At 62.8% G+C, this 14,918-nt stretch carries 8 protein-coding genes; 4 read left to right on the top strand and 4 right to left on the bottom strand.

The features are described from left to right. Window positions 1–113 precede the first annotated feature (113 nt). The 4 genes from HND55_07065 (at window position 114) to HND55_07050 (ending at window position 4,504) form a co-directional block, all read left to right on the top strand. Window positions 114–1,391: an MFS transporter gene (locus HND55_07065; protein QKK04028.1), complete on the top strand. Its 1,278-nt coding sequence runs from the start codon at window positions 114–116 to the stop codon at window positions 1,389–1,391. Window positions 1,392–1,583: 192 nt separating this feature from the next. Continuing rightward, window positions 1,584–2,357: an ABC transporter substrate-binding protein gene (locus HND55_07060; protein ID QKK02427.1), complete on the top strand. Its 774-nt coding sequence runs from the start codon at window positions 1,584–1,586 to the stop codon at window positions 2,355–2,357. Window positions 2,358–2,611: 254 nt separating this feature from the next. Further along, window positions 2,612–3,973 (top strand): 30S ribosomal protein S12 methylthiotransferase RimO, encoded by a 1,362-nt coding sequence (gene rimO / locus HND55_07055; protein ID QKK02426.1) that lies wholly within the window; start codon window positions 2,612–2,614, stop codon window positions 3,971–3,973. 39 nt (window positions 3,974–4,012) lie between these two features. Then, on the top strand, window positions 4,013–4,504 hold the full coding sequence (locus tag HND55_07050; GenBank protein QKK02425.1) for a hypothetical protein: 492 nt from the start codon (window positions 4,013–4,015) through the stop codon (window positions 4,502–4,504). A 58-nt stretch (window positions 4,505–4,562) separates the two neighbouring features. Here the strand turns inward: HND55_07050 and HND55_07045 are convergent, their stop codons facing one another. From HND55_07045 to HND55_07030, 4 genes are all read right to left on the bottom strand, one after another. Continuing rightward, window positions 4,563–7,889, bottom strand: a complete 3,327-nt coding sequence (locus tag HND55_07045) for an amidohydrolase family protein (GenBank protein ID QKK02424.1) — start codon at window positions 7,887–7,889, stop codon at window positions 4,563–4,565. Between the two features lie 84 nt (window positions 7,890–7,973). Next, a complete protein-coding gene (locus HND55_07040; protein ID QKK02423.1) occupies window positions 7,974–8,924 on the bottom strand; it encodes a 5'-nucleotidase in 951 nt (316 codons plus the stop codon). A 208-nt stretch (window positions 8,925–9,132) separates the two neighbouring features. After that, the gene (locus HND55_07035) at window positions 9,133–9,903 is read right to left on the bottom strand and encodes an NAD kinase (GenBank protein ID QKK02422.1); all 771 of its coding nucleotides are present in this window, start codon (window positions 9,901–9,903) and stop codon (window positions 9,133–9,135) included. A 68-nt stretch (window positions 9,904–9,971) separates the two neighbouring features. Next, entirely contained in the window at window positions 9,972–14,918 is a 4,947-nt protein-coding gene (locus HND55_07030) for an NAD-glutamate dehydrogenase (protein QKK02421.1), read from the bottom strand.

Here is a 14,918-nt window from a genome sequence, read left to right as displayed (position 1 = left end):
TGTAACTCCCGCGGCTGTGCCTGCTGAGTTACCCTCAACCCCAACCCCGAAGGAGCCCGACACGAGTGGTCACCCGCAAACGCGCCTCAGCGAGGGAAATCCTCGGCTGGGCAATGTTCGACTTCGCCAACCAGGCCTATACGCTGCTGATCATCACGGTGGTCTTCGGCGACCTGTTCACGCGCGTCATCGTCGGCGACGCACCCGACTATCGCCTGGGCAACCTGTTGTGGAGCATTGCGCTGGCCGTCTCCTACGCCCTGGTGGTCGTGGTCAACCCGGTCTGCGGGGCGATCATGGATCATGGCCGCAGACGCAAGGCCTTTCTGTTCGCCAGCTACCTGCTGACCGTCATCACCACCGCACTACTGTGGTTCGTCGAGCCCGGCTGGATCACAACGGCCATGATTCTGATCATCGTCTCCAACTTCGCCTACGCCATCGGCGAGGGCTTTATCGCCAGTTTTCTGCCCGGGCTGGGGCCGCGCAAGGATCTTGGCTGGATCTCGGGCCTGGGCTGGTCGCTGGGTTACATCGGCGGGCTCGTCTCAACCGCATTTGCCCTGGTGTTTCTCGGCGAGGTCACCCTGGCCAACTACCACAACGTCCGCTGGGTTGGTCCGTTCGCTGCCGGTTTCTTCCTGCTCACCGCCATTCCAACCTTTCTGTGGGTACGCGACCGCGGCCGCCGCAGGCAGCTCGCACCCGGCGACAGCGCGATCCGGGCGGGCTTCCGCCGGCTGGGCCAGACCTTCAGGCGCGTGCGCCACTTTCCCGACCTGCGCTGGCTGCTGGCCTCGGTCTTCTTCAAGATGGCCGGTATCTATATCGTGATCAGTTTCGCCTTCATCTACGGTGCCCAGGTGATCGGCTGGGACGAATCCGTACGCGTGGCGATGTTCGTTACGGTCCAGATCACGGCTGCGGCCGGTGCCGTGATCTTCGGCTTCGCCCAGCACCGCTTCGGCGCCCGCCGTACCTACCTGGTCACGCTGTTTCTGTGGCTGGCCGCCATTACCGCCATTTGGCAGACACCCAACGTGGCCGTGCTGGTGAAGTGGTGGCTGGGCAACGAACTCGAGGCGCAGCACGTCTTCCTCGGCGCTGGCGTGCTTGCGGGTCTGAGCCTGGGCTCCTCGCAGTCGGCTGGCCGTGCCCTGGTTGGCGCGCTCACACCACGCGGCAAGGCCGCCGAGTTCTTCGGCTTCTGGGGCACCGCCGGCAAGTCAGCCGCCATTTTCGGCATTCTCGGGCTGGGCCTGCTCCAGGCCTGGCTCGGACTGGCCACGGCCATCGTTTTCTGCCTGCTGCTCTTCGCTGCCGCCATCGCCTGTGCCTGGCCCATCAGTGAGTCCCGCGGCCATCGCGCTGCAGACACGTGGGAGGAATAGGGATTTCAGGTTTCGGGTTTCAGGTTTCGGGTTTCAGGTTTCAGGTTTCAGGTTTCAGGTTTCAGGTTTCAGACGATAGTATGCGGGCGACATCCATCGGGTTGACAGCTGCGATCCGGGCCTCAAACCGAAATCACCGATCCGGGAGCCGCAAGGGTGTTTTCGTGAAACCTGAACACTGAATCCTTCTGCATGCGAATCGTCAGCCACACTTGTTCGAACACCGAGATCATCTGCGCCCTGGGCCGGGCTGATTGGCTGGTGGGCGCAGACGATCATTCCGACCATCCGCCGGAGGTGACCGAGACGCTGCCGCGCATCGGTCCGGACCTGGGCGTGCATGTCGACCGCATCCGCGCGCTCGAGCCCGACCTGGTCGTCACCTCCCTGACCGTCCCCGGCCACGAGCGCTGCCTCGAACGCATGAAAGAGGCCGGACTCCCGCTACTGGTGACCCGCCCGCATACGCTGAGCGACGTCGCCGCCGATATCCGGCGCATCGGCCACGCCATCGACGCCGACGAGCGCGCGGACAACCTGGCGGCTCAATTCGAAGCCGCCCTTGCGGCCGGCCCGCCGGACCATGATCCGGTGCCGGTCCTGGTCGAGTGGTGGCCCAAGCCCGTAATCGTCCCCGGCCGGCATTCCTGGGTCAACGACATGCTCACTTTGGCCGGCGGCATCAATCCCTGGCGGGACCGCGACGCTGAGAGTCTGGAAGTCGACTCCGAGATGGTGCGCACGGCCGCGCCCGAAGCGGTCGTGATGAGCTGGTGCGGCGTCGACGAGACCAAGTACCATCCACACGTCGTCAGCCGTCGCGAGAGCTGGTCGGATATTCCCGCGATCGCAAACGAGCGCGTTTTTCCTGTCAGCGAGGCGTGGCTGGGGCGGCCAGGGCCGCGACTGCTCGACGGGATCGAAAAACTTCGAGCAGTGGTGGAACGCGTGAGGCGTGCGTTCTGAAGTTCACATTGCCGCGCAGATCTCCGATCCCGTCTCGGCAGCGGGGTATCGTGCTCTAACCGCGACCGGGATCGACGGACGACTCAGCGCCACCTGTACTCGCCGGACCCGGCGGCAGCCCGTGCATTTCGGCTGCATCTGAAAGCCTCCGCGGCCAGACCGGGCCAGAGCTTCCCTGACCCGACTCCAGGGCATGCGTTACGGCACCACCCAGTGCCGGCATCCGGCCCTGAGCGGGGGTAGAATACGCCCCCATGACAGGCCCGCAATCCTCAAACTGTCCGGCAGTCGGTCTGGTCTCCCTGGGCTGCCCCAAGGCCCTGGTCGACTCCGAAGCCATCGTTTCACGGCTGCGCGCCGAAGGCTATCGGATTGCGCCGAACTACGAAGAGGCCGACGTGGTGGTGGTCAACACCTGCGGGTTTATCGACGAGGCAAAGACCGAATCGTTACAGGCCATCGGCGAGGCACTTCAGGCCAACGGCAGGGTCCTGGTGACCGGCTGCATGGGCGCACGACCCGAGGACATTACCCGTATCCACCCCAGAGTGCTGAACGTGACAGGGCCACAGCAAGCTGAGGCGGTGATGCAGTCCATCCATCGCCATATGCCGCGCCCGCACGATCCGCGCCTCGACCTGGTGCCACCGGGCGGACTCAAACTGACGCCACCTCACTACGCCTATCTGAAGATATCCGAAGGCTGCAACAATCGCTGCACGTTTTGCATCATTCCATCCATGCGTGGTCGTCTTGCAAGCCGGCCGCTCGGGCTGGTCCTGCGTGAGGCCGAGCAACTCGTCGCACGCGGTGTTCGCGAGCTCATGGTCATTTCACAGGACACCAGCGCTTACGGCGTCGACCTGCGCTACCAGACCGACTACTGGCAAGATCGGGCTGTCGAAACCCGACTTTACGATCTGGCCCGCGAGCTGGGTCAGCTCGACGCCTGGATCCGCCTGCACTATGTCTATCCGTATCCACACGTTGACCGGTTGGTCGAACTGATGGCAGATGGCCATATTCTGCCGTACCTCGATGTCCCGTTTCAGCATGCCAGCCCGAGGATTCTGAAGCGCATGCGTCGCCCGGCCGCCAGTGACGACACACTGGCGCGCATCCATCGCTGGCGTAAGACCTGCCCTGAGCTGATCATTCGCTCGACGTTCATCGTCGGCTTCCCCGGAGAAACCGATGCGGACTTCGAATACCTGCTGAACTGGCTCGAACAGGCCCAGCTCGACCGGGTCGGCTGCTTTCGCTACTCTCCGGTCGACGGGGCGGCCGCCAACGAGCTGCCCGAACCGGTTGCGCCGGACGTGGCTGAAACACGCTGGCAGCGGTTCATGCAGCACCAGGCCGCCATCAGCAATCGAAGACTGCAGGCCCGGATCGGGCGTCGCGAACGTGTACTGGTCGACCAGGTCGAGCACAACCGTGCAGTTGCCCGCAGCTATGCCGACGCCCCGGAAGTCGACGGCCAGGTGTTTGTCGACGGCATCGAAAACGCGCGCAGCGGTGACTGGCTCGATGTCCGTATCACGGACGCCAGCGGCCATGACCTGCACGCGCGCCCGGTCCGAGCATCGGAACTGAACGAACCCGTTTCCATCTAAGGAAGCGTCGCCATAAACCCCGAACCCATGGAGCACACTGTGAAAAAGAGCATTGCCGCAACCTGCGCCGTAATCTGTACTGCCCTGGTCCTGTCCGCCTGCAGCAAGGACCAGGAACCGGAAGAGACCGCAGCGACGGAACAGCCGTCAGAGCAGACTGCCGAAAACCAGCGCGAAGTCAGGCGCTCGACCGAGCGTGAATCGCAACCCTCCCGCCCACCGTTCAGGCGGGATCAGGATCCGGCCGAGGTGATTCCGGCGATGGACGGCGAAGCGGAAGCCGAAGGCTACGGCCTGACCATGCTGATCGACGGCAGCAGTCCGCAAGCGTTCAAGGAAAGCCTGGAGCTGATCGCGATGGACACGACCAGCGAACAGTACCAGCAGCTCGATGCGGCCCTGCGCTACCTGCAGGTGTATTCAACCGACGGCTGGGGCAGTCTGGAGGAGTTCTACCAGACGCTCGACGGCATGACCGGCGAGGAAATCATCGAGCGGGCGAACCGGCACAGCTCAGATCGCGGCCGCTGAGGCCAGCAGATTGATCGGACTGACTGACCCGGCCGGCACGGGCCGGCCGGGCAGGGCTTCAGCGACAGTACCAGCCCAGGCGGTGCCCCAGGGCATGAACCCGGTTCATCGTCTCTTCAACCCAGGCATCCCCGCCTTCCCGCTCAAAGAACAGCGGATCACGCTCGACGCGCTCCGGCAGGATCTGATTCATTGTCGATGAATCGTACAGTCGGCCGTTGAGCATCGTGTAGACCACGTTCTGGCTCTGCTCGATATCATCGAGGACATCACCTTCGATAACGAACAGGTCGGCCAGCTTGCCGGCCTCGATCGAACCGATATCGGCATCCATGCCGAAATAACGTGCGCCGTCGATGGTGGCGCCGCGCAGCGCCTCCCAAGGGGTGAATCCACCCTGTACCATGGACCACATCTCCCAGTGCGCCGCCAGTCCAGCGAGCTGACCGTGCGCACCGATCACAACCGGAACACCCAGCTCGTTGAAGGCCCTGGCCTGTTCGGAGACGAAAATGTGGTTGTAGTGCTCGTCGGGCGCGGTCTGGCGCCGTATCGAGCGCGGGTAGACAATGAACTTCGGCACGAAGCCGAGCAGTCGCTCATTCTTCCAGACCTCGTAGCGGTCATAGAAGTACTCCTCGCCCATCAGACCACCATAGGCCACAACGAAGGTCGGTGAGTAGACGACCTCGGTCTGACTCCAGAGCTGACGGATGTCATCGTAGGCGGTCTTGATCGACAGGCTGTGCTCGATCCCGGTATGGCCGTCGACAATCTGGTTGAGGTTCTGCTCCAGGCGCATCCCCCCTTCAGGCACGACCATGATGTCCAGATTGCGGCCGGCCTCGAGTACCTGCTGGCGCTGATCCCGCCTGAGGTAGTTGTAGCTCTTGACCGAAATCGCACCCAGCTCTTTCTGCCGGAGAACGTGGAACTCGGCGTCCTCGTAGGAATCGACCTTCGCAGTCGCCCCGGGGGAAATAGCGCCGTAGAGAATCCGCCCGGTCGACCAGATACGCGGCGCCAGAACCCTCCCGGCGCGCTGTAGCTCGGCCATCGAGAAGATCGCCGCGTTGTCGTTGGACGGATCGTGAATCGAAGTCACACCGAAGGCCAGGTTGGCCAGCTGCGCCCAGTTCTGTTGCGGCGTAATCTGGCTCGAGCTCATCGGCCCGTGGGCGTGCGCGTCGAACAGGCCCGGCACAATGGTCTTGCCGGACACATCGATTATCTCGAAACCCGATGGAATGTCGACATCGTCGCGGCTGCCGACAGCCCGGATGCGATGGCCTTCGACCAGCACGACGCCGTCTTCGATGATGTCCTGCTCCTCTTGCGCATTGCGCATGGTCACGACGCGGCCACCAACCAGGGCGATCCGGCCGTCGTGGCGGTCGGCTTCGACCGTGAAGCTCAGGTCCACGCCCGCGGTGACCGGCTCGGGCAGCGCCTCGGGTGCGCCCGCCAGGAAGGCAAAGGCATCACTCAGGTCGCGGCGGTAGAGCTTCGAACCGTGCGACCAGCCGATGGTGCGGCTATCGGCAGAGAAATGCAGGTGATCACCGGCCCGCGCCGAGAGCTGACGTACCGGAAACGACTTGACATCGCCACCCAGCGTGACTGTGCGCCCGGCCGGGAAAAACGGCGCGACATAGGCCTTGTAGTGTTCGGTAAAGGCGACCCAGCGGCCATCCGGGGAAACGCGATACTCGGTGACCCACTTGCCATTGAGATGCTCGCGCTCGTCATTGCCGTCAAGGTTGACGCTTTTGAGCGACAGGCCCTCATCGCTGCCGGACGAGAACAGGATGCGCTCACCGTCAGCGGCAAACTGCGGACTGCCGCCGGAATCATGGACGCGGCGCATGCCGTCGCCGTCTGAATCGGCCACATACAGACCGGTGCGCTCGGACCAGGCCGGCGAGGTCAGGTAACCGCCGGTGGTTCGCACGAACACCACGCGCGCGCCGTCGGGCGAGAACGAGGGCTCGATATAGTGACCCGGCTCGTCGCTGATCACGCGCGCGCGGCCACGGCCGATCGGCGCAATTCGCACCGAGCCCAGTTCCTCATCGTGCCAGGACGTATAGACCACCGAGCGGCTGTCCGGCGAGAAGCGCGGGTGGAACTCCCAGTGAGCGTCCTGTCGGGTCAGGCGGCGGCGCGAGTCGTCCTCGAGGTCGTGCAACCACAGATAACCCAGCGCCTGGTAGATGGCCCAGCGCCCGTCCGGGCTGCGCTGGGTCCAGCGCGCCATGCGTACCGGAAAGGTCTCGGGCGAGACCTCGACCGCGCGCCGGAGCGCCGGGTGAATCCGCTTCTCGGCGACCACCCGCACTTCGATCGGCTGGTGCGAGCCGTCGAGCCCGATGCGGTGGAACTTGCCGCCGGTCCAGACCACGATCGATTCGCCGTCCGGCGTGAATGAATACCCGGGGAAGTTGCCCATGTCGCCGGAGGTTTCCTGCTTGTCGCGCTCGAGCTCGGTAAACAGAGTGCGCTCGATCCCTGACTCAAGATCCTTGACCATCAGCCGCGAGCTCAGCTCGGTCGGATTGCGGCGCACGAATGCGAGCTGCCTGCCGTCCGGCGAGAGCACCGGACGAATGGCGCCGCCGGGTCCGGAGACAAGCGTCTCGGTTTCGCCGCTTTCACGATCCAGCCGGCGAATGGCGAAGATGCCTTCATTGGCGTCCTTGTTGTACTCCCAGACCGTGCCCGGAGTCATGTCCTGACTGAAGTAGACAAAACGCCCGTCAGGCGAGAATTCGGGTTCGGCAATGTTCTTTTGCGACTGCTCACCGTGCAGGCGATCAACCAGGCTCACGCCGCCGCCGCCACCACGGTGATAGATCCAGATCGAGCCGGCCGGAATCGAGCGCCGCGATACGTAGCCCTTGCGCGCGGCGATATAGTCGCCATCCGGCGACCAGGCTGGATTGTGCAGCAGATGCTCGCGCTCCTCGGTGACCTGCTCGAGGTTCGTACCGTCGGCGTCCATGATCCAGATATTCTCCGCCCCGGCGCGGTCGGAGACGAAGGCGATCTTCTCGCCGTCGGGGCTGTAGCGCGGCTGGAAGTTCCAGGCCAGATCGCCGGTGAGCGCGGTGGCCTCACCGCCGGAAATCGGTACCGTGTAGATGTCGCCTAGCATGTGGAAGACCAGGGTCTGGCCGTCGGGATGGACGTCGACGTCCGACCAGGTGACTTCGTCGGTGTCGATCGTGATCGTTTGCCAGCTGCCAGGCGGCTCGGTCACCGACCAGTCAGCGTAAGGACTGTCCTCGGTGCCTTCGCCGTCGGCGTTTTCCTGGGCTGCGATGGGCATGGCCAGGGTAAACAGGGGCAGTGTGGCGAGCAGTATCCAATGCATGGGGGTTCGCATTCGGTTGCTTCTCCTGTTGGGGTTACGGGTTACGGGTTACCGGTTACGCGCGGGCTTTGATCAGGTTTTCCGGGCACCGGACTTTCAATCCTCATCCGGTCCGTTCGGCGCCGCTTCATTCGCAACCCCGTGCGGCACGTGACCGGTAGCGACTTCGCGCGCGGCCAGCGAGCAGTGTACTGTCTGGTCGTCGAAGAAGATATCGGCGCCGAAGGAGCGCAAGAATGGCGCCTTTTCCCGGCCCCCCAGAAACATCGCCTCATCGACCCGAATGCCCCAGGCCCTGAGCGTGAGTATCACTCGCTTGTGGGCGGGCGCGGAGCGAGCCGTGATCAGCGCGGTGCGGATCGGGTTCTCCTCAGCCGGATAGGCCGCCTGAATTCGCTGTATACCCTCCAGTACGGGCTTGAATGGACCTGCGGCCAGCGGATAGCCCGCACGATCACGTTCGCTGCTCGAAAAGGCTTCCAGGCCCTGTTCCTTGTAGACGCGCTCGGCTTCGTCGGAAAAGATCACTGCGTCACCATCAAACGCCAGCCTCAGCTGACTCGAACGATTCTCCCGAATGGCCGAGGGCAGAATGGTAGCGGCGGCATATCCTGCCATCAGCACCCTGCGCACATCATCGTCATTGGCCGAAAGAAACAGGTGGGCACCCGAAGCCTCGATGTAGTCGGCCGGACTGGCGCCATTTGTAAACACCGCTCGCTGTATATCCAGACCGTAATGCTCGATCGTATTGAAGATACGCAGGCCCGTATCAGCGCTATTGCGCGACAGCAGCACCACCTCGACACCGGGGTGTTCCATACCATCATCGTTGAGAGCGAGCAGTTTGCGGACCAGACCGAAGGCAACGCCCTTGCCGATGATCCGGTCCTCGCGCTCTCGCTGCACCGCCATGTAGCGCTCAAGGCCCTCGGCCTCGAACACCTGGTGCTCTTCGTCCAGGTCAAACAGGGCGCGCGATGAAATACCGATGGTCAGGGGGCCAGGTTGACCAGCCTCGGTTGCTTTTTTGGCTTCTTCGGACATTGGGGGGATTATAACGGGCGGGGAGAACGGCTTACGGGTTACGGCCGGCATTTGCTACGCAGTGGTGGGCGGCTCCGCCGCGATTTGTATATGCCGAACGAAAGAATGGCATGCCTTGGAGGAGACGAGGGAGCGTCGCAGCAAAGCCGCCCCGCAATGCCCCCGTTTGCCCCCGTAAACCGTGCACCGCAAACCGGAAACCGTTTCTTTACTGAAAAAACTGCTCAGACAAAATCCGCTCCTCGAGCGAGTGCTCCGGATCGAAAAGCAGGCGATGGGTAATCGAGTCACTGCGGGCAACTTCCACCGAAAGCACGTCGCGCACTTCATCGTAGTCGGCTGTCGCACTCACCGGACGACGCTCAGCGTTCAGAATCTCGAATCGCACCTCGACCGAGGCCGGCAGAATGGCCCCTTGCCAGCGCCGCGGCCGGAAGGGGCTGATCGGCGTAAGCACCACCGCATCGGTGCCCAGCGGCAAAATCGGGCCATGCGCGGACAGATTGTAGGCGGTGGAGCCGGCCGCCGTGGCCAGCAGAACGCCATCGGCAACCAGCCGTTCCACGCGCTCGCGATCGTTGACCAGAATTCGCACGTGGGCCGCCTGATTGGTCTGCCGCAGCAATGCCACCTCATTGATTGCCACCGCCTGGCGGACCGTTCCGTTCGCGCGGCGCGCGACCATGCGCAGGGGATTGAGTACGACCTCGCGCGCCCCCGCGATGCGGCCGGGCAGATCATCCTCGGCGAAACGATTCATCAGAAAGCCGACCTCTCCGAGCCGCATGCCGAAAACCGGCAGGTCACGATCGACGTGTTCATGCAGGGTATGCAGCATGAAGCCGTCGCCGCCCAGCGCCACCAGCACTTCGGCTTCGTCCAGCCCGAAATCGCCATAGCGCTTGCGCAGCACGGCCGCGGCCTTGCGTGAGCCCGGATGATCGCTGGCCAGAAAAGCCATTCGCGGAGAGGTGCCCATGCAGTCGCATCATACTACGCCCGAAGCGCACCCGACCATTCTGGCGCCACCCAGGAGACGACCGCCGGTTATCCCGAAGTCGCGTGAATCAGCTGGCCCAGACCGTTGACGGCTACCTGCAGTGCCGCAAAGTCCTGTGATGACGTGTTGCGCATCTCCTCGAGCATGATGCTGACCCGCTCGGCCTCCGCGCCGTGCTGCTCGAACCAGGCGGCCACCGGCTGATCGGCATCACCACACTCCTGCAGAATGCGCCGGGTCAGCTGTCGGTGGTGGCGATAGAGATCGTCGCGCAGGTGGCCACGTGCATGGGCATGCCACTGACGCTCGACCGGCAACTCCTCGATTCGGGCGCGAAGCCATTTCAGGCACAGGTGGTCGAACAGCCGAAAATAGACCAATGCAACGCGCTCGACTTCCAGCTCCTGCATGCGTGCCTCGTCGACAATATCCAGCGCCGAGTAGACGTAGCGCAAGGCGGCGACTTCCGTCGCCAGATCCGGCGGAAACCCGGACCCGATCAAGGCATCGCGGCGCGCCTTCAGTGCTTCACCCAACTCGCCGTCGAGCAACTCGGGCAGAATGTCACGATAACGGCGAATGCCTGGCGCGAAGCGCTCGACCTTGCTTGAAATGTCGATTGCGTAGCCGCCAGGCAGAGTGATCAACCGGCGAGTGACCTGGCGCAGCAGATTCCACATTTCAAGCAAGGCTTCGAGCTGGCGTTCCGCCGGCACCTGATTGTCGAGGGCCTCGATGTGTTGCCAGAATGCGCGCGCCTCGAAGATCTCGCGCGCGACCGTATAGGCCTTGGCCACGGTCGCGGAGTTGGCACCGGTGTCTTCCCTGATTCGGGTGACAAAGGGAGCACCCATACGGTTGACGATGCTGTTGGTCACGCGCGTGGCAATGATCTCCCGGCGCAGCCGATGCTCCGGCATGCGCCCGGCAAAACGCTCGCGTAGCGGCCGCGGAAAGTAGTCCTCCAGCTCCCGCGACAGGTAAGGGTCTTCGGGCACGCTGGAGGCCAGCAAGTCCTGGTAGAGGGTAATCTTGGCATAGGACAGCAGTAGCGAGAGCTCGGGGCGGGTCAGTCCCTGCCCACGCGCTACGCGCTCGCGCAACTCCTCGTCGTCGGGCAGGTGTTCGAGATCGCGGTCGAAGACCCCTTGCCGCTCGAGCATGGTGATGAAATGCGCTTCAGCGCCAAGGCGGTCGCTGGTAATCGCCTCCATCATGCTCAACGCCTGATTCTGCAGGTAGTTCGAGCGCAGCACCAGCTCACTGACCTCGTCGGTCATCTGCTCGAGCAGGGTATTGCGGTCGTCCATGCTCATTTCGCCGCACTCGACGACATCGTTGAGCAGTATCTTGATATTGACTTCGTGGTCGGAGCAGTCAACTCCAGCCGAGTTATCAATGAAATCGGTATTGATCCGACCGCCGCTCATGGCAAACTCGATACGGCCGGGCTGGGTCAGACCGAGGTTACCGCCTTCTCCGACAACCCGGGCACCGAGTTCGCTGCCATTGACCCGGACCAGGTTGTTGGCCAGGTCACCCACATCGGCATGGGATTCGCCTTCTGACTTGACGTAGGTGCCGATGCCACCATTCCACAGCAGGTCGACAGGCGCCCGCAGCAGCACTCGAATCAACTCGTGCGGAGCCAGGGATTCAGCCTCCATCCCCAGCCACTCACGCAGCTCACCGGACAACTCGATCGACTTGGCCTGACGGGAATACACGCCCCCGCCGCTGGAGATCAGGCTGCGGTCATAGTCGGCCCAGGTCGAGCGTTCCATTCTGAACAGGCGTTGTCTTTCACGAAAACCGGCCTCGGGATCGGGGTCGGGATCGAGAAAGATGTGCATGTGATTGAATGCCGCCCTGAGGCGAATGTGGCGGGACAACAACATGCCGTTACCGAAGACGTCTCCGGCCATGTCGCCAATACCGACGACAGTGAAATCCTCGTTTTGTGTATCCAGCCCGAGCTCACGGAAGTGACGCCTGACCGACTCCCAGGCGCCGCGGGCAGTGATGCCCATTTTCTTGTGATCATATCCGTGCGAACCGCCCGAGGCGAACGCATCACCAAGCCAGAAGCCGTGCTCGGCCGAAATGGCATTGGCAATATCGGAAAAAGTGGCCGTGCCCTTGTCGGCCGCAACCACCAGGTAAGGATCATCGTCATCGGCGCTGCGAACCACGTTGCCCGGCGGCACGACCTCGTCGCCGTCCAGGTTGTCGGTAATGTCCAGCAGTCCGTGGATGAAACTGCGATAGCAATACACAACTTCGGCCATCACCGCGTCACGGTTGTCACCTTCGGGCAACTGCTTGGCGACAAACCCACCCTTGGCGCCGACCGGGACGATCATGGTGTTCTTGACGTTCTGGGCGCGCAACAGGCCGAGCACTTCGGTGCGGAAGTCCTCGCGGCGGTCCGACCAGCGCAGACCGCCGCGAGCCACCTTGCCGCCACGCAGGTGAATGCCCTCGACTCTCGGCGAATAGACCCAGATTTCGCGGTACGGGCGCGGCTGCGGCAACTCCGGTACCCGCGTCGAGTCCAGTTTGAAACTCAGGTACTCGTGGCGTTCACCCCGCACATCCTGCTGGTACGCGTTGGTGCGCAGCATGGCCCGGATCAGGTCGCAGAAACTGCGCAGAATGCGGTCCTGGTCGGCTGAGCCGACCGAATTGAGCGCGCGCAGTATGGCGCGACGCAACACCTGGCCATCGCTCTCGACCTCTGACTCGCGCGCGCGGCAGACGTCTTCAAGATACTCCTCCAGCACATCATCATCGAACGCCGACCTCAGGTCGCGACACTGGATTTCCAGCTGCTTGCGGGCGCTGACGCGCTGCTTGCGGCTTTCCCTTCGCCGGGCCGGATCGAAGCGGGTTTCGAAATACTCGACCAGCAGGCGGGCAACCAGCGGCCAGCCAGCCAGCGTCTGCTCCATGTAGGCCTGGGAGAACGGCAGGCCGGTCTGCAACAGGTACTTGCAGCAGGCCCGCAACACGTTGACCTGGATCCAGTTCAGCCCGGCCAGCACGACCAGGCGGTTGAATCCATCGCTTTCGCAGCGCCCTCGCCAGATCTGTTCGAACGTTTCCTGGAAGTTGTCCCGAAGCCGATCCAGGTTGACCTCCGTCCTGGTCGGCGGCTCCATGTCGAAATCCTGGATCCAGACGCGATGACCGTTGGTCAGGTTGAGTTCGTAGGGCCGCTCCGACACCATGCGCATGCCGAGATTCTCGAGCATTGGCAATACGTCGCTCAACGGCAACGGATCACCGTGCTTGAACAGCTTGAAACGTAAAATATTGGTGTCGCGGCGGCGCGGCTTGTACAGGCTCATGCGCAGATCGTCCAGGTCGCGCAGCCTGGAGACGTTGACCACATCGTAGCTGGCCACGTTCGGCGAGACATCGTCCATATAGGAAACCGGAAAAGCGCGCCCGAAACGACGTGCCAGCTCGAGCCCGTGTTCCTCCCCGTGCTCGCGAACCAGATAATCGGTCAATTCATCGGTCCACGATCGAATCGCCTGCTTGATGCGTTTTTCGATTGCCGCGATATCGTATTCAACCCGCTCTTCCTTGCGCGGACGCACTACCAGGTGAACACGCGCAAGCTTCGATTCCCCAACCTGGATGGCGAAGTCCAGACGATCTCCCTTCAAGGCGCGTTTGAGGATGTTCTGGATCTTCTCTCGATTTTCGGTATTGAAACGGTCGCGCGGAATGAACACCAGACAGGAAAAGAACCGTCCGAAGCGTTCGCGCCGAATGAACAGGCGTGTCTGGCTGCGCTCCTGCAGATCGAGAATACCCGTTCCCAGTTCGAGCAACTCATCGCTAGAGGCCTGAAACAGCTCATCGCGCGGCAGCGTTTCGAGAATATGCAGCAGGGCCTTGCCGGCATGGCTTCCGGGGCGCAGACCCGAAGTGCGCAGCACGTCTTCGACCTTGCGGCGCACCAACGGGGTATCCTGACAGCGACGAATATAGGCGCCTGAAGTAAACAGGCCGATCAGGCGCTTCTCGCCGCTGACCTGGCCGTGCTGATCGAAATAAAGCACCGAGATGTAATCCATGTAACCGCCGCGATGCACGGTGGACGTTGCGTTGGTCTTCGTGATGATGATCGGGTCTTCCGGTACACTGCTTTCAGCCCCGCCTCCCAGATCCTCAAGTCGGCGAACCGGCGCTTCCCGGTGTTCCGGGTGCATGATTCCGAGCCCACTGTCATCGACTGCACGCAGCACCCGACCCTCATCAGAATCATCGATGACGTACTCGCGGTAGCCCAGGAAGGTGAAATGATCGTCGGCCAGCCAGCGAAAGAAGTCCTGCGCTTCTTCGAGCGCCGTTGACGGCATCGACGGATGGGTTTGCGGCAGCTCGTCGGCTATCCGGCAGACCTGCGACAGCATCGGCTTCCAGTCGCCGACCGCGCAGCGAACATCGGCCAGCGCTCCCCGGATACGACGCTCTATCCGGGCCAGCATCTCAGGGTAGGTCTGACGATCGACCTGGAGATGCATCATTGATTCGACCTGGCCGGCGCTGTCCTCTCCCTCGTCGACCAGCCTGAGCAGATGTCCCCCGGGATCTCGCTCAATCCGCATGACCGGGTGAATGATCAGATGGGCCGCAATACCAAGCTCTGAAATCGCCAGCACCACCGAGTCGACCAGAAACGGCATATCGTCGTTGACGATTTCGATGATGGTATGGCCCGACTCCCAGCCGTGCGTGTCCGACTGCGGATTGTAGATGCGCAGATTGATCTCGCCAGTGGTCCGCTGGCGCGCAAACTCCAGAAACTCGGCGGCCAGACGGGCGAGATCGTCAATCGGCATCTCGGCCAGTTCAGCCAGCGGTACGCGCTGAAAGAAGCGGCGCGCAAACTTTCCGCTCCGGTCGATTCCGACCAGCTTGCCGAACCGTTCCCCTACCTGATCGAGCAGCGCTGACTTTTCTTGCCCGTTGTGCGACAT

It is taken from the genome of Pseudomonadota bacterium, assembly GCA_013285445.1.
Taxonomy (GTDB): Bacteria; Pseudomonadota; Gammaproteobacteria; order Xanthomonadales; family Wenzhouxiangellaceae; genus Wenzhouxiangella.
Note: the sequence above shows the minus strand (reverse complement) of the source record. Positions and strands in the feature narration are given on the sequence as shown.